Source organism: Gammaproteobacteria bacterium, assembly GCA_032250735.1.
GTDB lineage: Bacteria > Pseudomonadota > Gammaproteobacteria > SZUA-152 > SZUA-152 > SZUA-152.
Map to the genome: position 1 here is coordinate 56259 of JAVVEP010000007.1, position 18073 is coordinate 74331.

At 61.3% G+C, this 18073-nt stretch carries 14 protein-coding genes; 13 read left to right on the plus strand and 1 reads right to left on the minus strand.

The genetic code is table 11. The annotated features are described in order from the left end of the window. Positions 1-12: 12 nt before the first annotated feature. The 4 genes from RRB22_06045 (at position 13) to RRB22_06060 (ending at position 10238) form a co-directional block, all read left to right on the plus strand. Positions 13-2670, plus strand: coding sequence for a cytochrome c3 family protein (locus RRB22_06045; protein ID MDT8383957.1), 2658 nt, complete (start codon positions 13-15; stop codon positions 2668-2670). A gap of 241 nt (positions 2671-2911) precedes the next feature. Continuing rightward, on the plus strand, positions 2912-4984 hold the full coding sequence (locus RRB22_06050; protein ID MDT8383958.1) for a beta-propeller fold lactonase family protein: 2073 nt from the start codon (positions 2912-2914) through the stop codon (positions 4982-4984). 251 nt (positions 4985-5235) lie between these two features. Further along, on the plus strand, positions 5236-7881 hold the full coding sequence (locus tag RRB22_06055) for a cytochrome c3 family protein (GenBank protein MDT8383959.1): 2646 nt from the start codon (positions 5236-5238) through the stop codon (positions 7879-7881). Positions 7882-8066: 185 nt separating this feature from the next. Next, complete coding sequence (locus RRB22_06060; GenBank protein MDT8383960.1) at positions 8067-10238, plus strand: beta-propeller fold lactonase family protein; 2172 nt, start codon at positions 8067-8069, stop codon at positions 10236-10238. A gap of 477 nt (positions 10239-10715) precedes the next feature. Here the strand turns inward: RRB22_06060 and RRB22_06065 are convergent, their stop codons facing one another. Further along, entirely contained in the window at positions 10716-11477 is a 762-nt protein-coding gene (locus RRB22_06065; GenBank protein MDT8383961.1) for a methyltransferase, read from the minus strand. A 251-nt stretch (positions 11478-11728) separates the two neighbouring features. Here RRB22_06065 and RRB22_06070 point away from each other — a divergent pair, with 251 nt between their 5' ends. The 9 genes from RRB22_06070 to ccmE all read left to right on the plus strand — a co-directional run bounded on the left by RRB22_06070 (position 11729) and on the right by ccmE (position 18052). Then, complete coding sequence (locus tag RRB22_06070) at positions 11729-12745, plus strand: hypothetical protein (GenBank protein ID MDT8383962.1); 1017 nt, start codon at positions 11729-11731, stop codon at positions 12743-12745. After that, positions 12742-13590 carry a cytochrome c biogenesis protein CcsA gene (ccsA, locus tag RRB22_06075; GenBank protein MDT8383963.1) on the plus strand — a complete coding sequence of 283 codons (849 nt, stop codon included), beginning with the start codon at positions 12742-12744 and terminating at the stop codon, positions 13588-13590. The genes RRB22_06070 and ccsA overlap by 4 nt, the downstream gene beginning before the upstream one ends. 11 nt (positions 13591-13601) lie before the next feature. Further along, positions 13602-14312 (plus strand): tetratricopeptide repeat protein, encoded by a 711-nt coding sequence (locus RRB22_06080; GenBank protein MDT8383964.1) that lies wholly within the window; start codon positions 13602-13604, stop codon positions 14310-14312. Further along, positions 14294-14884: a TlpA disulfide reductase family protein gene (locus RRB22_06085; protein MDT8383965.1), complete on the plus strand. Its 591-nt coding sequence runs from the start codon at positions 14294-14296 to the stop codon at positions 14882-14884. The genes RRB22_06080 and RRB22_06085 overlap by 19 nt, the downstream gene beginning before the upstream one ends. A gap of 190 nt (positions 14885-15074) precedes the next feature. Further along, positions 15075-15707, plus strand: coding sequence for a cytochrome c biogenesis heme-transporting ATPase CcmA (ccmA, locus tag RRB22_06090; GenBank protein MDT8383966.1), 633 nt, complete (start codon positions 15075-15077; stop codon positions 15705-15707). Further along, on the plus strand, positions 15704-16387 hold the full coding sequence (gene ccmB, locus RRB22_06095; GenBank protein MDT8383967.1) for a heme exporter protein CcmB: 684 nt from the start codon (positions 15704-15706) through the stop codon (positions 16385-16387). Before ccmA ends, ccmB begins: the two co-directional genes overlap by 4 nt. 129 nt (positions 16388-16516) lie before the next feature. Beyond that, on the plus strand, positions 16517-17281 hold the full coding sequence (locus RRB22_06100; GenBank protein ID MDT8383968.1) for a heme ABC transporter permease: 765 nt from the start codon (positions 16517-16519) through the stop codon (positions 17279-17281). Next, entirely contained in the window at positions 17278-17448 is a 171-nt protein-coding gene (ccmD, locus tag RRB22_06105) for a heme exporter protein CcmD (GenBank protein MDT8383969.1), read from the plus strand. The genes RRB22_06100 and ccmD overlap by 4 nt, the downstream gene beginning before the upstream one ends. A 151-nt stretch (positions 17449-17599) precedes the next feature. Further along, complete coding sequence (ccmE, locus tag RRB22_06110) at positions 17600-18052, plus strand: cytochrome c maturation protein CcmE (protein ID MDT8383970.1); 453 nt, start codon at positions 17600-17602, stop codon at positions 18050-18052. Positions 18053-18073 lie beyond the last annotated feature (21 nt).

Sequence of the window (18073 nt, forward strand, 5' to 3'; positions counted from 1 at the left end):
GTGGGAGTGGCTATGCGAATCAGGAGTTTTGTCGTCACAGGCAGTGTGGTGTTCGTCGCAGCTGTGCTGTGGAGTTCATCGGCGTCGGCGGCGCGCGTCTCGGATATTCGTAATACCAAACACAACTTTTCCTCCACCGTCACGCCGAATATCCTCGGTGGCGGCGATCAGCGGGTGGTGCGCTCACAGAATGAGTCTGAAATCTGTGTTTTCTGCCACACCCCCCACGGCGCCAATCTCGGCGAGGGCCCGTTATGGAATCGCGAGATCCCTGCGAGTTCCACCTATACGGTCTATGCATCGGGATCGATCGATTCCACCATCCAACAGCCCAATGGTGTCTCCAAACTGTGTCTTTCCTGTCACGACGGCAGTATCGCCATCGGCAGTGTCCGCAATCGTGCCGGCAGTGGAGGCTTTGGGGCATCTGCCATCACGATGCAGGGCACCGGCAGTGGTGGCGTCATGGCGCCGGGTGAGGGCTCGACCACGGGTTACACACGTTTTCTTGGCAAGGATCTGACCAATGATCATCCGATCTCGCTGACCTACAATTCGGCCCTGGTCTCGGCCGATAGAGAGATGCGCAGCCCGACCGAGAATCCGATCCGGGTGCGGGGGTTAACGCCGCGGCCCACCAAACAGGACATCCATCTACAGCCGGCGGTGGCGAACAATCCCACCTCGAACACGGGACAGGTACAGTGTGTCAGCTGTCATGACCCGCATATTCGTGATACGACCAATGAAAACATCAAATTCCTGCGCCTGAATCGCCTGCAGAAAACACGGCCGGATGGTTCCAATACCTTCCTGCCCGCAACGGATATTATCTGTCTTGCCTGTCACACCAAGGCGGGCTGGGAGACCTCGGCCCATGCGCAGCCGGCAGTGGCCAACGAGCAATACACCAATGCCGCCGCGGATGTGCGTGAGTTCCCGCGCGGCACCCAGGTCTGGGAGACCGCCTGCCTGGCCTGTCATGACACCCATACGGTACAGGGTTCGCGGCGTCTGCTGCGCGCGGGCACGGATGCGGGCACATTTGCCTCGTCGTCCGGTTACAACATCAAGAATGGCAACGGCAGCCCCGCCATCGAAGAGACCTGTTTTGCCTGCCATTCACCCAATCGCGGCACGCTGAACGGCCAGGGTGGGACTAGCTTCGAAGTGCCGGATGTCTGGACCGACTTCCAGATGGCGCGCCACATGCCCATCACCACCGCCGAACAGCGAGCCAGCTTCGAGGTGCACAACATCGGCAACGCGGATGGTCTGACGGGCACCAGTATGGATGGCCTGGGTGCAGACTTCATCGAAGGCCCGAATAACATGGGGCGGGATAATGTCAATGACCGCCACGCCGAGTGCACCGATTGCCATAACCCGCACCGGGTGGTGAAGCGTCGATCCTTCACCCAGACCAATGCCAGCGGCGGAATGGATGTCGAAGGTACGCATGATCACACTCAGCCGCACACCAATATCGCCTCCGGGGTGTTGCGCGGCATCTGGGGTGTGGAGCCGGTATATGCCAGCGAGAGTTTCCACGTCGACCCATCGGGCTTCACCATCAAGCGCGGTGAACCCACCAGCACCAGCACCACGGTCGGTAGCGCCTGGGTGACCCGCGAATACCAGGTGTGCCTCAAGTGTCATTCCAATTTCGCCTTCCCCAATGGCTACGACGGCCCGCCAGCGCTGGGTGGCAGCTCTACCACGCCGTCGGGTACCAACGGCATGACGCGCTACACCAACATCGCGCGGGAATACAATTCGCCGTCTGCGCATGCGGGCGAACCCCGCAGTGTAGGGACTGCTGGCGGCGCCAGCTCCAATGCCAACAACCACCGTTCCTGGCATCCGGTGATGCAGCCCACCCAGCGCACTCCCGCCTCACGCGGTATGGCCAGCGCCAATATCTGGCTGGCGCCGTTCCGCGCCGTCGGTACCCAGACGATGTATTGCAGTGACTGCCATGGCAGCAACACTGCCAACGGTACGGCGGTGCCCAGTGGCTCACAACCCAATGGCCCGGTGTGGGGACCGCATGGCTCAAACAATAACTTCCTCCTCAAGGGGCCGTGGAGCGGTGATCGCACTACCGGTACCGGTGTTGGTCAAACCAGTCACCTGTGTTTCAAGTGCCACGACTTCGCCCAGTATGCCGACCCCAATAACACGGCGCCTCTGGACAGCGGTTTTCAGCTGGGTGCCGATGGTGGCGGTGGTGGCGGTATGGGAGGTATGGGCGGTGGCGACATGTGCATGGGCGGTGGCGGCATGTGCGGCGGCATGGGCGGCATGGATGGCGGCGGTGGGGTGATGAACAACCTGCACATTTTCCACGCCAATCAGGTGACCAATTTCCGCTGCAACCTGTGCCACGTGGCGGTGCCCCATGGCTGGAAGAACAAGAACTTCCTGGTCAACCTCAATGATGTGGGCCCCGAGGGTGGGCTCAGTATTGGCACCCAACGGCGTAACGGCACTACCGCCGGTTATGTGAATCAACCTTACTACAACCGCGCCGCGCTAAAAGTGGCCTCTTTTGCGGCCAGCGGAAACTGGCAGCCCGCGAACTGTGGATCGGTCGGGGCGCCGGGCAACGGGCAAACGGGTGTGGCCTGGATGGCCGGCAGTACTGAGGCCTGCATGAATGTGCCTTAGCCCCCAATAGCACTCAACATGCGTGGTGCGTGATGTGGCCGACGGAGTCCGTTGGCCACAGTTATTTCCGGGGTGCGGTTTTCAGCTCCCTGTATCGGGAAAGGCCAGAGTGTGTTGGGTATGTGAGTAGCAACAAACTATGCAGCAACCATGTGTAGTAACCCATGTACCGAAAAACGATGACGGAGTGGCGGCGATGAGGTCTTTGGACTGTAGGGTCAGGTTGGCCCAGCTGGTAGTAATGACGCTGTTGGTGGTGGCAAGTTTTTCGGTCGCCGCCACGCCCCGTTTTGCCTATAGCGCCAATTATTTTGGCAGCAGCATCTCGATCTTTCAGGTGGATGCGGCGAGCGGCATGTTGCGACATCTGTCGCATGTGCCCACCGTCAAGAGCCCCTCAACCGTGTTGCTGCATCCCTCGGGCAGTTTTTTATACGCCGTCTCCCAGGTGACGGATGAGATTGCTATCTATCGGGTGGATGCCGGTAGCGGCGCCCTGCGCGAGATTGCCGATTCCCCCATCGCCACGGGGGTGCGCTCGTCGTTTCAGCTGGCGGTATCGCCCGACGGGCGCCTGCTGTATGTGCCGGGGCGATTTTCCCAGAACCTCATGGTGTTTCGCATCGATCAGCAGAGCGGCGCCCTGTCGGCCCTGCAAGACAACAATTTCCCCACCCATGGGGATCGGGCGCGGTTTATCAATGCGACGCCCGACGGCCGCAGCGTCTATATCGGCAATACCTTTGCCAACACGATTGCCGCCTATCGGGTGGACAGTGAGCAGGCAGCGCTCACGCCGGTGGAGGGCATGCCCTTCAAGACGGGGGACGCCCCCCAGGCAATCATGGTGCATCCCTCGGGGAGGTATCTGTATGTGGCCAATTGGCGCGATGGCACCGTCTCCGCGATGCAAATCGACCCGGCCAGTGGCGCGCTCCGCCCGGTTCCCGGCAAGCCGGTAGAGGCGGGTATCTGGCCCTTTGCCGGTCAGGTGCATCCCTCCGGCCGCTACCTGTATGTGGCCAATTACGGCAGCTCCGATATCTCCGGGTTTCGGATCGACCCGGATACGGGTGCCCTCTCCGCTTTGCCGGGCATGCCGGCGGCAACCGGCGGCGAAGCGCCATTCACGGTGCAGCTGGATGCCGCCGGCCGGCATGCCTATGCACCTAACTACAACAGTATGGACGTGACGGTATTTGATGTGCAGCAGGCTTCAGGGCAGTTGGTGAATCCGCGCCTGCTCTATGGTCGTCCGGGGGTGCGAAAGATAGAGATCCTTGAGGGGGCGGCACCGGTTGCGCGCTCGGCCCGGTGGTTGCTACTGGCCGATGCCGAGCGGCGCAGCATCAGCAGTTTTTCGATGCACCCCGACAGCGGCGAGCTGCAGCTGCGCCACCAGTTGCCGTTGCAGGCGGCGCCCGGAGAGCTGGCCCTACACCCCAGCGGTGAGTGGGCCTTTGTGGGCAACCCGGAGGCGCGGCGTATCGAGGTGCTGCGCATCGCCGCCGATGGCCGTCTGAGTCAGGAAAAAATCTCCATTGCACTGGAAGGCAGCCTGCGCGATCTGCGCGTGGACGCCCGCGGTCGCCATCTCTACGCCATCACCCAGGCGCCGAATCAGTACCTGGTGTTCCGGCTGGATATGGAAAAGGCTGACATACGCGAGGTGGAGAAGCTGACCCTGCCGGCGGACAGCCGGCCGCAGCGTCTGGCCGCGACGCCCGAAGAACGCCTGAGTTTTGTGCTGGATGGCAGCGCTGACCGCGTGTTTGCCTATCGCTATCTCGACACGGATGGGCCATTGAGCTACGAGCTGACACGCCACGGTTCACCCTTTCCGATGGCGCGGGGGCCGGTCGACCTGGCGGTCGACCCCACCGGCCGTTATGGTCTGGCGGTCAGCGCCGAGGCCGCGAGCGTCACCAGCTATGCCATGCCGGGGCGCTGGGGGCCACTGAAGGCGGTGCAGGGCGGCACGGTCCAGGTTGGTGAGCGCCCGCTGGCGCTGAGCATCAGCCCCAATGGCCGCGATGTGTACGTGCTGGACGCCGGCACCCCCCGGATCCACCTGCTGCAACTGGATGCCCGGGACGGCAGCCTGCGGCCGGGCGCACCGGCAGTGGCCCTGGTGGATCCGCCGGCCGCGCTGCTCGTTGACCCCTCTGGTCGATTTGTGTACATTCGCTACGCCTCTCGCAGCGGATTGACTCGCTTCGAGGTCGATGTCGCCCAAGGACGACTGATCCATCCCACGGAAGTATTGAGCGAAATGGTGCCCTCGGCACTGGCCTTCAGCGCCACCATCCAATAATCGCCCAGTAAATTACTGCGCCATTCCGATGGGCTATCAATGTAAATTGATGGCCTTAAGGTGTTGATTATTCAATTTTTATTGCCCCCGTTTTCGCCCCTTTTTGTTTAAGGTCTGGACGGAACGGACGATAAACCTGGCAGTCGTAATGATATGTTTCCGAGGCGCTATTGCCTCGGGTGTCGCCAGCACGTTTCGGGTCAGTTTCGAGTGACTTTCAAGAAGGCTCTCGGGGAATTTGAGGTAGCAGAATGCAGCAGTACCGGTCAGCCGTATTTGCCAATCTGGTGTTTATTGTTTTCGTGGTCGGATTGGGGAGTGTGTACGCTGCCAGCCTGCCTTCGGGTCGCATCTCCGACGTCCGCAATACCAAACACAACCTGGGCGCCCTCTCCAGCAGCGGGCCCGCCCGTACCGTGCAGAGCGGTAGTGACGAAGACGAGATCTGCGTGTTTTGCCACACCCCGCACGGCGCCAACCTGGCTGCCCCGGGGCCGTTATGGAATCGCTCCCTCTCTACGGCAACCTACAACACCTATAACAGTGGCTCGCTGGATGCGACCCTGGAGGGTGTTGCCCTCGATCAACCCAACGGTATTTCCAAACTGTGTCTGTCCTGCCATGACGGCACCATCGCCATCGGTGCCGTAAACGTGCTGAATGGCAGTCTGGCGGCAGGTCCCATAACCATGAGTGGTGTGCAGGGAGATGGCACCATGCCGGCCGGTGACTCGGGTGTGAACAGCGGTTTTACCCGGCGTCTGGGCACCGATCTCAGCAACGACCATCCTATCTCGTTCACCTATGACACGGCCCTGGCACTCAAGGATGGTGAGCTGCGCGATCCGGCCAGCGAACCCGAGATCGGCAATCGTGCCCCGGGCGTACCGCGGCACATCCCGCTGGATAATGGCCAGGTGCAGTGTAATAGCTGCCACGACCCGCATATCCGTGACGAGGCCGACCCGACCAAAAACATCAAATTCCTGCGTCTGAATCGCTTTCAGAAGGTCTCGCCCATCAGCACGACCTTTAACGAGGCCAACGACATCATCTGCATGGCCTGTCACGACAAGGACGGCTGGGTGGGCTCGGCCCATGCGACGGACACCGTCGCCAACGAAACCTATACCGATGCCGCGGCGGATCTGCGTGAGTTCCCCCGCGGCACCGCGGTGTGGGAGAGTGCCTGCCTGACCTGTCATGACACCCACACCGTGCAGGGTTCACGGCGGCTGTTGCGCGAGGGTGTGGATGGCCCCACCGGCGTCAGCGGCGAAAAGCTGGGTGGCAGCGCGGCGATTGAGGAGACCTGTTTTGCCTGTCATTCGAGTGATGGCGGCACCCTCACCTCGCAGGGGCTGAACACCGAAGTGCCGGATATCAAGACCGACTTTAACCTTACCGGCACCTATGCCACCCACATGCCGTTGACCAATGACGAGCAGGTGGCCGGTGTGGAAAAGCATGACATCGGTACCGTGCACATGGACTCTCAGGAGACCGGACAGCGCGGCAAGGATTTCATCGAGTCCCAGGCCTCGCTGGGCAAGGTCAGTATGGGCGGCTCACTCAACAACCGGCATGCCGAATGCACCGACTGCCACAACCCGCATCGGGTCACCCGCCGGCGGCTGTTCAACGGCGATCACCTGTCCGGTGGGCTGGACTCGGCGGGCACCCATGCCCACGACATCAGCGACCTTAACGCTGAGACTCCGTATTCCACCCACAACAACATCGCCTCCGGCGTGCTGCGCGGTACCTTTGGCGTGGAGCCGGTGTACAGCTCCAACAATTTTAATATTGAGCCGAGCAGCTTCACCATCAAGCGCGGCGATCCCGGCACCCCCGGTTTTGGCGGTGGCACCACCAATGTCACCGAGCCCTATGTGACGCGGGAGTACCAGATCTGCCTCAAGTGTCACTCCAACTATGCCTATGACACCCCGCCCGCCCTGGGCTTGAGTTCGGCCACCACCCCGTCGGGCATCAACAATATGACCCAGTACACCAACCAGGCGCGGGAATATAACTCACCCTCCAGCCACAAGGGGCGGGTGAGCCAGGGTGCCGATGGCGGCGCGGATTCCAGCTGGAACACCAATAACCACCGCAGCTGGCATCCGGTGCGGGACAACACCGGGCGGACGGCGGCCCTGCGTAATGCCGATGCCAACAACTGGCTGACGCCCTTTAACGCGGCGGTGGGCACCCAGACCATGTACTGCTCCGATTGCCACGGCTCCAACACCCCGACGGGCACCGCCGATCCCGATGGCCCGGGTTATGAAAACGGTAATGTCTGGGGTCCGCACGGCTCCACCAACCCCTTCCTGCTGAAGGGGGACTGGAGCGGCAATGTGCCGGGCTCCAACCGCAATGACTACACCAATCGCCCCGGTACCGGGGAAAACACCGATTCGCGAGATCACCTGTGCTTCAAGTGCCACGACTATGACGAATACGCCTCCACCGCCGGCTCCGGGGCCAGCGGTTTCGGCGGTGACGGGATGTGCGGCATGGGCTGCATGGGTGGCATGGGCGGGTCAACCAACCTGCACCGCTTTCATATCAGCCGGATTACCAATTTCCGCTGTAACCTCTGCCATGTGGCGGTGCCCCATGGCTGGAAGAACAAGGCCTTCCTGGTGAACCTGAACGATGTGGGTCCCGAGGGTGGTTTTGGCTCCACGGGTAATCAGTTGCGTAATGGCACGACCAGCGGCTATGTCAACGGGCCGTACTACAATCGCGCCGCGCTCAAGGTGCGCAGCTTTGCGGTGAGTGGGAACTGGCAGCCCACCAACTGCGGCTCTTCCGGTTCCCCCGGTAATGGGGCCTCTGGGGTCACCTGGATGGCCAATAGCAGCGAGGCCTGTGCCAACATGCCATAAGCTGTCCCGGCAGCACCGGCGGGAGGTGGTTTTGTGCGGTATGTCTTTTTCCTGGTCGGGACGTCCATTCATCCGTAAGACAGGCGGGCCGTTGAATCGAGGGCGTCGTGAGGGCGCGTGTCATGTATGAAATATCCGGGCCAGGCGTCGGTCGCCGCCCGAAAGGCGATACGGGAGAAAATGGCATGCAGTGGTTAGGGCGCCTTTTTGCGCCATGGGTTGCGCCACGGGTTGCGCCGCTGGTTGGGGCGTTGCTACTGGGCCTGGGGATGAGCGCCGTTGCCGATGCGGCGGGCTTTGCCTTTGGCGTGAACGCGGAAGACTTTAGCCTCTCCAGCTATCGTGTGGACGGCGAGGGGCGTCTGCGGCATCTCGGCCATCGGCCCATCGACAAGGCCCCTTCCGCGGTGGTGATCGACCCGTCCGGCCGGTTTGTGGTGGCGGTCTCCAGCACCACCGATCGGCTCATGGTATTTCGCCTGGATGCCGACAGCGGCGCCCTGCAGCCGGTGCCGGGCTCGCCCTTTGCCTCCGCTACCCGTTCCCCCTTTAGTCTGCGTTTTCACCCCTCGGGCCGTTTTGCCTACGTGGGTTCACGCTTCAGCGGGGTGGGGGCCTACTCGTTTGATCCTGACAGCGGTGCGCTCAGGCCCCTGCCGGGTTCCCCCTTTCCCGCCCAGCGCCGTACCCGGGAACTGGTCATCCATCCGACGGGTAAATTTTTATATGCGGTCAACGGCTACTCCAACAGCGTCTCGGCCTATCAGATAGATGAACGGACCGGTGGCCTGCGTGAGCTGTCCGGCTCGCCCTATTCGGTGGGCGACTTCGCCGCTATCGACTACCTCGGCAAAGGCATGCTGGACGTGCCACCGGAGGCGGGCGGTCTGCCGCACGCGATCGATATGGATCCGCAGGGGCGCTATATCATCACCCCCAACAAGGCGGCGGGCAGTGTCAGCGTGTTCCGTCTTGATGAGGCCAGCGGCGTGCCCGGCCTGGTCGAGGGCAGTCCCTTTTTTGTGGGGTTCAATCCTTACCGCGCACGCTTCCATCCCTCCGGACGCTTTGTGCTGACCACCCTGTGGGCCGAGGGCGCGGTGGCCGTGCACGCCGTGGACCGTGCCAGCGGGCGTCTGACGCCGGTGCCGGGCTCGCCGTTTTCCACCCAGTTGCAGACCCCGGTGGATCTGGCCTTCAATGCCGACGGCAGCCAGGTCTATGTGTCGAACTACGACAGCAACGAGATCAGCCTGTTTGACCTGGACGCGGACAGTGGCGCGCTCCGTCACCGGGAGGGCCTGCAGACGCGGCTGTCCCCCTGGTCGCTGGTGGTGGCCCCGCCGACCACAACCCAGGCCCCGCCGCCAGCGGCGCTGATTGCCGCAGGGGAAGCGATGACGCTGGCGCGCCTCGAAGGGGCAGAGCTTGCGCCGGGGACGGTCGTCGCCGGCCGTGCGGATGCCCTGGCCGTCGCGCCTGCTGGGCGTTTCGCCTATGCGCTGAACAGCGCCGAGAACAGTCTCATCACCCTGGCGGTGGATGCCCGGAGTGGGGTGATCAGCGCGGTGCCGGATGGCCGGGTGCGGACCGGGTCCGGTGCGACGGATCTGGCCATCGATGTCAACGGCTGGTATCTCTACGTAACTAATTCCAGTGATGCAACGATGTCGGTCTATTTTCTTGACCCGCAAACGGGCATCCCCGAGGCGGTCCAGGGCTCACCGATCCTCACCGGCAGGGGTCCCGTGGCCGTGAGTCTGGACCCGGCCGCGCGCTTCGCCTTTGTGGCGAATGCGCAGGCGGACAGCGTGTCGGTCTATCGCTACCTGAACAATGCGGCGCCGCTGATTTTCGAAGGCAGGAAATACGGCTCCCCCTTCGCCAGTGGCGGCAGGGAACCGCTGGCCCTGGCGGTGGAGCCGACCGGGCATTATGTCTATGTGGCCAATGCCGGCTCGAACGATATCGCGGTGTTCCGCATCCATAGCAAGACCGGCGCCCTGGCGGCCATACCGGGTTCGCCCTTTACAACCGGCCAGCGGCCGATGGCCCTGCTGGTGCATCCTGAAGGGCGCTGGCTGTATGCCGCCCACCAGGGCGATGCGAGTTTGAGCCTACACGGTATCGAGGCCGGGTTTGGTGCCCTGGCGGAAGAGCGACGCACGGTGGCCCTGCCGCTGGTGCCGGTGGCAATCTGGTTTGACGAGGCGGAGGGTTCGCTGCTGGTGCTGGGCAAGGATCGACAGCGGCTGCTGAGCTACGCGGTGGACCCCCAGTCCGGCGGGCTTCACCTGCGCTCTGACCGGCGCCTCGCCCAGCCGGTCAATGATTTTGCCTGGCTGAAGGTTAAGTGATAAGTGCTGACCCGGTAGGGCGCAATAACCGAAGGGCATTGCGCCGAATATCTCGTCGGAGGCCGCTATGAATAACTGTTACGGTGAATTTTCAGAGCTATCAATGCATTCTTGACCTGGGGAAATCTTTCATGCGGCGCAATGCCCTACGGTTATTGCGCCCTACGCAGGTTGCCAGAGGATGTGCACAGGAAAATCGCCTGGGGCAATGTTAAACCGATACTGTCCAGGCAGGATTAGGTAGAGTGCTGAGTAACTGCCACTGACCCGGTAGGGCGCAATAATCGAAGGGCATTGCGCCGAATATCTCGTCGGGGGCCGCTATGAATGATCGTTACGGTGAGTTTTCAGAGCCATCAACGCATTCCTGGCCTGGGGGGATCTTTCATGCGGCGCAATGCCCTTCGGTTATTGCGCCCTACGCACTAAGTGCTGGGGTGTGGTTTTTACTTAGTCCTCAGCACTCAGCACTATCTTTTACTCAGCACCCTGGTCCGGCGCGGCCGGTGCGTGTTGTAGCACATACACGATCGGCTCAAGCTCCTGCACGGGGGCATAGGCCATGTCCATACGCATAATCTTCAGTCCGTTTTCCTCAATCAGCTGTTTGGTCCGTGACAGGTTGTCCAGCGAGCCGGTCAGAAAATAGATCCTGCCCGTGGGGTTCAGGTGTTTGCCCGCAGCCTGAAAAAAACGTTCCTGCAATTTCCAGTTACCCTGGGTCTGTTCATTCCAGGCATAGGGTATGCTTGAGATGATGACATCAAATTTCTCGGCAGCCCGAAGGGCGTCAAACAGATTGCTCCCCCGCACCGATATCTTGTCGGCTACCCCGTGTTTGCGGGCATTTTTCAGGGTGTTATCCAGCGCGATCTCATTGATGTCCATGGCCAGTACGTGACTCGCCTTTTCGGCCGCATAAATGGCCTGTATGCCTGAGCCGGTGCCCATGTCCAGTACCGACTCACCCTCATGTATCTCGGTGTGTTGCAGCAGGTACACACTGAAAGAGGTCGGGCCCAGGACGGTGGGGTGGGAATAAAAAACTCTGTCATGGGCGCGGGTGAGGCGAAACACGATCGGGCCTTCTTGTTGGTGGCCCATCTCAATCAGCTCATAGTCACCGGGGTGGTTCACCTTGATCCAGTTTTTATTCTGGCTGCAGCCACTGATGGCGAGCAGCGCAGCCAGTAGCGCCAGCAGATAGAGTGCGTTTTTGCGCGTGGCAATAGTGTCCATATAAAATCCAGAAGAATGTGGGGCTGAATCTCAGCAGTGCTTCGATGTTACGATGATCCCTGTTTCATCGCCATATTTGGCCCACAAGGCTCGCAGATTTTTCTGTGGCTAAGGGTTTTGTGTTGAACGATTGCCCGGGATTTGGGTCTTTCATTAGCGGTTGCCTCGCTGCGAGTACCGGGTAGGGTATACTTTTTGCGCGCTGTTCAGGCCGGTGGTCTGAATCACCCCGTTGGAGTCTTGTTGTTATCATGCTGTCCGGATTGCGCCTGTTGGCGTCGCTGAAATTCACCCTGCTGGGAATGGTGTTGTTGGGCCTGGGGGCCGCTGCCAGCTATGGCAATCCTGTGGATGTTTCGGTGTGGGTGCTGATTGTGCCTCTGGCCTTGCTGGCGCTGAACCTGAGCGCGGCCATCATTACCAATCCGCGCATCAATCGGCAGCCGGGCCTGCTGATATTTCATGTCTGCCTGCTGGCCACGGTGTTGCTGGCCGGGGTGGGGCGCCTGACCCATCTCGATGCCCATCTCGAACTCGCCCAGAACGACAGCTTTCATAAAGATGCGCTCATGGAGGTGAACAAGGGCCCCTGGCATATCGGTAATCTGGATGCCGTCAGCTTTATTCAGGGGCCTTATACGGTGGATTATGCCGCCGGCCTGCAGCGCGGCCTGACCCACAGCACGGTGTATCTGCCGGGGCCGGATGGGGGCGTGGTGACCCGGGACGTGGGCGACGACCGGCCGCTGGTGCTGGAGCGCTATCGTTTTTACACCACCCACAATAAGGGTTTTGCGCCGATTCTCACCTGGCTGCCGATTCAGGGCGCGCCCATCACTGGCCACATCAATATGCCCTCGTATCCGCTGTTTGAGTACAAGCAGGATAATCAGTGGACGCCGCCCGGCAGTGAGGAAACGATCAAATTCTGGCTGCAGCTGCAGACCGGCATGACCCTGGAACAGCCCTGGGTGCTGGACGGCCGGAACTCGACCGGTACCCTGGTGGTCACAATCGGCGACCGGCGGGAGGAGCTGCAGGTGGGTGAGGAGGTGCAGCTGGAGCAGGGGCGTCTGCGTTACGAGGCGCTGACGACCTGGATGGGTTATCGCGTATTTTATGATCCCACCATACAATGGCTGTTCTGGGTCACGATTATTGGAGTACTTGGCTTGACGCATTTTTTCTGGATCAAACTGAATCTGAAACCCTGGATGGATGAGGTCGATGCCGCGCCGCTTGCCAATGGCGATGAGGGGCGGGCATGAATGGCATGGCGGCCGAACAGCCCTGGCTGTGGGCCGGTCTCGCCGCCTACCTGCTGGCCACCCTGGTGGCGATGTGGGGCGTGTCGCCGCGCTCGGTGAATAGCCCGCTGGTGACCAGCCGGGGGCACGAAAAGCTGGTGCTGGGCTTTATCCTGCTGGGGGTGGTGCTGCTGACGGTGGCCATCATTGCCCGCTGGGATCGCATCGGCCACGGCCCGTGGATCAGCCTGTTTGAATTATTGATGAGCCAGATGTGGAGTCTGGGTCTGATCTTTGCCTTCCTATACTGGCGCCTGCCGGGCCTGCGCCCCAGCGCGGTGATCGTGCTGCCGGTGATGTGGATCCTGGGTAGCTGGGTGCTGACCCTGGAACCGGATGTCAGTCACTTTCCCGCCACCTATTACAATGTCTGGAAGTGGGCCCATGTGGGCGTCGGCAAGGTGTTTCTGGCGCTGCTGCTGGCCGGCGTCGGTCTCGGCGGGGTGATGATCCTGCGCACCACCGAGCGGGGTAGGATCTGGTTCCGCGCCATGCCGGTCGATGCGATCATCGACAAGCTGGCCTGGCGCCTGATGATGCTGGCCCTGGTCTTCGACAGCCTGATGCTGATCGCCGGGGCGGTGTGGGCGCAGGACGCCTGGGGGCGTTACTGGGCCTGGGACTCGCTGGAGACCTCGGCCTTCCTGACCTGGATCTTTCTGGCCATCGGTCTGCATGTGCGCCTCAGTTACCGGATCAAGCCCTGGGTCAGCGGGGCGATCATCATCGGCGTTTTCATCATGGCGTTCAGCACCTATTTCGGTACCCCCTATCTGAGTCCGTCTGCCCACAAGGGGGTGGTGTGATGCCGCAACCAATGTCACAACAGGTAATCCGGCACGACTTTGAGGCGCTGACGGCAATTGTCTCGCTGGCGGCGGTGGTGGCCATCGTCGGCCTGCTGATGACCCTGCCTGCCTGGCAGGGGCAGTCGACCGCGAGCCGGGTGCAGGGCTATTCCAAACCGGCCCATCTGGCCGGGCGGCCGCCGGCCGGCGGCCCTTTGAGCCCTGATTTGAGCCCTGAACAGGCGGCCCGGCAGGCCTTTCGCGGAGCCCTGAATGAGCCCCAGTCCGCCGCCGAACAGCAGGTGATGGAGCGCTTTCAGCAGGCGGTTTCGTTGTTGCATGCCAAGCGCTACGACTATGCCATCACCGCGCTGGATTCCGTGCTCAGCATCGCCCCGGACATGCCGGAGGCCTATGTCAACATGGGCTACGCCTTTTTGGGGCTGGAGGAATTCGGCCCGGCGCGCGGGGCGTTTGAAAAGGCCCTGGAGCTAAAGCTGGATCAGGTGAATGCCTACTACGGCCTGGCGATTGCCTTTGAGGGGCAGGGCGAGTTCGAGGCAGCCCTCGGGGCCATGCGCAGTTATATCCACCTTTCTCCGCCCGATGACCCCCATCTCGCCAAGGCCCGTTCGGCCCTGTGGGAATGGGAGGCGCAGCTGGGCCGTGTCGAGGGCGTGACCGTGGCCGGCGAGGATGAACCGAGGCCGCCGAAGCCATCGTGGTCGCAGCAACACTAACGCCCTGGCGGCGGTGGTTCCCGGCGGTGCGGTGGCTGATCGCGGTCATACTGTTGGCGGCGCTCAGCGCCTGTGAAGAGCCCCTCCCCCCCCTGAAAATCCGTATCGGTGAGAGCGTGCCGCCCCTGTCGGTGCGGGATCTGCGCCAGCAGCCTGCCACCCTCAAACCGAGCCCCGACAGACTGCTGATGATCAACGTCTGGGCCACCTGGTGTGGGCCCTGCCGTCACGAAATGCCCAGTCTGCAACGCCTGGCCCAACGGCTGGGGGAGGAGCGCCTGGAGCTGGTCGGCCTGTCGGTGGATGGGGATGAGCACGTGGTGCGTGAATATCTCATCGAAAACGGCATCACCTTCCCCAGCCTGCTGGACAGCGACCTGAGCGAGGTGTTCGGGGTGCTGGGCGTGCGGGTCTATCCCTCCACCTTTTTTGTGCGACCCGACGGTACCCTGGTGAAGGTGGTCGAGGGCTGGCGGGAGTGGGATGCGCCGGCGCTGGTCGAATCCATTGAGGCCCTGCTGCCACCGCCGTTGTCCGCGCCGACGGTGGTGCAGGGCGCCGGCCAGGACTGATTCTCCACCCCGGAATCCCTGTGGATTCCATGGTCAAAATCGTTGAATTCAGCGGTCTTGTGAGTGGAGCTTGATGTCTCTTAAATGCTACACTGCGCGGCTTTTACGGGCTTGCTGTCCGCTTTCGTCGGCACAACACAACGCATAATGACGAAATACCGTACGGACTTGAGAGGGGTGTATTGGTTCGATGTTGGAAGTCCGCGATCTCGAATGCGTGCGAGGCGATCACTGCCTGTTCACCGGTTTGAATTTCCAGTTGCAGGGCGGGGAACTCCTGCGCCTGCGGGGGTCAAACGGTAGCGGCAAGACCAGTCTGTTGCGCACCCTGTGCGGATTGCTGGAGCCGGCGGCGGGCGAGGTGCTCTGGCAGGGCCACAATATTCGTACCCAACGGGATGAGTTTCATGCCGAGCTGCTGTATCTGGGGCATCACAACGGCATCAAGTCCGAACTGACCGGGTTTGAAAACCTGTCCATCAGCAATGCCCTGCGGGGTGAGAGCCTGTCAGAAGAACAGATTTATGCAGCCCTGGGGCAGATCGGGCTGGCGGGTCGGGAGGATCTGCCGACCCAGGTGCTGTCGCAGGGACAGAAACGCCGCGTGGCCCTGGCCCGGTTGTTGTTGAGTGATGCCGCGCTGTGGGTGCTGGATGAGCCCTTTACCGCGCTGGATGCGGCGGCGGTGACACAGTTGGCCGGCCTGATCGAGGCGCATCTGCAGAAGGGGCGCATGGTGGTGTACACCACGCATCAGGAGGTGGCGATGCGTGCCGGCGCCTGCCGCGAAGTCGATCTTGACCGGGTGAAGACGGCGGTATGAAACAGACCAGCCTGTTTGATGCCTGGCGTGCGATGGTTGCGCGTGACCTGACCCTGGCGATGCGTCGGCGGGCGGATGTCCTCACCACCCTGTTCTTTTTCATTATCGTGGTGAGCCTGTTTCCGCTGGGGGTGAGCCCGGAGCTGGCGGTGTTGCGTGAAATCGCCCCGGGGGTGATCTGGGTGGCGGCGCTGCTGGCCTCGATGCTGTCGCTGGGCCGCCTGTTCGCGGACGATTATCAGGACGGCAGCCTGGAGCAGATGCTGTTACTGCCGCAGCCGCTGTCGGTGCTGGTGCTGGGCAAGGTGTTGGCCCACTGGCTGGTGTCGGGTGTGCCGCTGGTGCTGCTGTCGCCACTGCTGGGTATGCAGCTGGGGCTGGATGGTGATGCCATCGTGTTATTGATGCTGACGCTGTTGCTGGGTACGCCGGTGTTGAGCCTGATCGGCTCCGTCGGCGCCGCACTAACCCTGGGGGTAAGGGGCGGCGGGGTGCTGGTTTCCCTGTTGGTGTTACCGTTGTATATTCCGGTGCTCATCTTTGGCACCGGCGCGGTGGATGCCGCGATTTCGGGGATGGCGTTTGATGGGCAGCTGTCCCTGTTAGGCGCCTTTCTGGTGCTGGCGATACTGTTGACGCCACTGGCCACCTCGGCCGCGCTGCGCATCAGCGCGGAGTAGCGTCGGGCCAATGGGCGGGTAGCAGAAGTGTATGGAGCGGGTGTCGAGCGGACATCATGAATTTTATAATGATAAATGAGCGTAAGTTGAATGGGTGTTAACTATGGCTTTTAACGATGGTTTTTAACAATGCTTTTTAAGAACAGCATCGCGTGGTACTACTTCTCCTCGCCGAAAAATTTCTATCCGCTGGCCGGTCGCCTGATCCCCTGGTTTTGGGCGGTGTCGATTGTCCTGATGGTGGTCGGGCTGTACATGAGCTTCTTCGTCGCGCCCACGGATTACAAGCAGGGCGAGAGCTATCGCATCATCTTTATCCATGTGCCGGCCGCCTGGATGTCGATGCTGATCTATCTGGTGATGGCCGGTTACGCCATCATCGGCATGGCCTGGAAGGTGCGCCTGGCAGAGATGATGGCCAGCGCCCTGGCCCCTACCGGGGCCATGTTTACCTTTATCGCGCTATGGACCGGGGCCTTCTGGGGCAAGCCCACCTGGGGTACCTACTGGGTGTGGGACGCGCGCCTGACCTCGGAGCTGATCCTGTTATTCCTGTACATCGGTTACATCTCGCTGCAGTCGGCGATCGATGACCCGCGCCGCGCATCGCGAGCCAGCGCCCTGTTGGCGATTGTGGGGGTGATCAACCTGCCAGTGATCTATTTCTCGGTGAAGTGGTGGAACACCCTGCACCAGGGCGCCTCGGTCAGTCCTACCATGGCGCCGAAGATGGCGACGATTATGCTCACGGCGATGCTGATCATGACCATCGCCTTCTGGATGTATACCATCGCGGTGGTGTTGATGCGGGTGCGGCGTACCATCCTGGAGCGTGAGCGGCAGACGGTCTGGGTGAAAGAGCTGGTCACTGACCTCGCGGGAGAAAGACAATGAGCGAATTTTTTGCCATGGGTGGACGTGGCTACTATATCTGGATGTCCTACGGCGTCACCGCCCTGTTTATGGTCGTTGAGGTGATCGCGCTGATGCGCAGCAAAAAGGCCACCCTGAAACAGCTGGCGCGTATGGTGCGGGCTGAGGCGCGGGGCAATTCGCAATAGCGATGGTGGTGTTGAGATATTATTGAGTCATCATGCTGCTGACGGTCTTGATTGAAGGGTATCCTTTCCATGCGCCTTGTTAGTAGATACAGATCGCAGGTTGATACACAGTTGATACGCATCCAGTGGTAACGGATGCATGGGAGTAGTGATGAAAACACGGCATAAACGCATGGCATTTATTCTGGTGGGGCTGGCAGGCCTGGCCGTGGCGGCGGGCCTGGTGCTCAACGCCCTGAATAGCAATCTGGCGCTGTATATCAGCCCCACCGATGTACTGGCCGGCAATATACCCAATGAAAAGGCCTTTCGGCTGGGTGGCATGGTGGTCGAAGGTAGTCTGAAACGACAGGACGATGGTCTGACCGTCCATTTTGATGTGACCGACAATGTCAAAACCGTGGCGGTGGCGTTTACCGGCATCCTGCCTGACCTGTTCAAGGAAGGCACCGGTGTGGTGGCCCAGGGCAGGATGGAGGACGGTATGTTCAAGGCCAGTGAAGTGTTGGCCAAGCATGATGAGAATTACATGTCGCCGGAAGTGGCGGCGATGCTGGAGAAGGGTGAAAAGGCCAACCAGGCCACCGGTACGATAACCCCCTAAGCCTCCCAGGGGCATAGGGTG

Coding starts and splice junctions, on each gene's coding strand:
- RRB22_06100 (MDT8383968.1), top strand. CDS start 16,517: ATGCTTTTTAAGAACAGCATCGCGTGGTACTACTTCTCCTCGCCGAAA.
- RRB22_06070 (MDT8383962.1), top strand. CDS start 11,729: ATGCTGTCCGGATTGCGCCTGTTGGCGTCGCTGAAATTCACCCTGCTG.
- ccmD (MDT8383969.1), top strand. CDS start 17,278: ATGAGCGAATTTTTTGCCATGGGTGGACGTGGCTACTATATCTGGATG.
- RRB22_06060 (MDT8383960.1), top strand. CDS start 8,067: ATGCAGTGGTTAGGGCGCCTTTTTGCGCCATGGGTTGCGCCACGGGTT.
- ccsA (MDT8383963.1), top strand. CDS start 12,742: ATGAATGGCATGGCGGCCGAACAGCCCTGGCTGTGGGCCGGTCTCGCC.
- ccmE (MDT8383970.1), top strand. CDS start 17,600: ATGAAAACACGGCATAAACGCATGGCATTTATTCTGGTGGGGCTGGCA.
- ccmB (MDT8383967.1), top strand. CDS start 15,704: ATGAAACAGACCAGCCTGTTTGATGCCTGGCGTGCGATGGTTGCGCGT.
- RRB22_06050 (MDT8383958.1), top strand. CDS start 2,912: ATGACGCTGTTGGTGGTGGCAAGTTTTTCGGTCGCCGCCACGCCCCGT.
- RRB22_06080 (MDT8383964.1), top strand. CDS start 13,602: ATGTCACAACAGGTAATCCGGCACGACTTTGAGGCGCTGACGGCAATT.
- ccmA (MDT8383966.1), top strand. CDS start 15,075: ATGTTGGAAGTCCGCGATCTCGAATGCGTGCGAGGCGATCACTGCCTG.
- RRB22_06055 (MDT8383959.1), top strand. CDS start 5,236: ATGCAGCAGTACCGGTCAGCCGTATTTGCCAATCTGGTGTTTATTGTT.
- RRB22_06065 (MDT8383961.1), bottom strand. CDS start 11,477: ATGGACACTATTGCCACGCGCAAAAACGCACTCTATCTGCTGGCGCTA.
- RRB22_06045 (MDT8383957.1), top strand. CDS start 13: ATGCGAATCAGGAGTTTTGTCGTCACAGGCAGTGTGGTGTTCGTCGCA.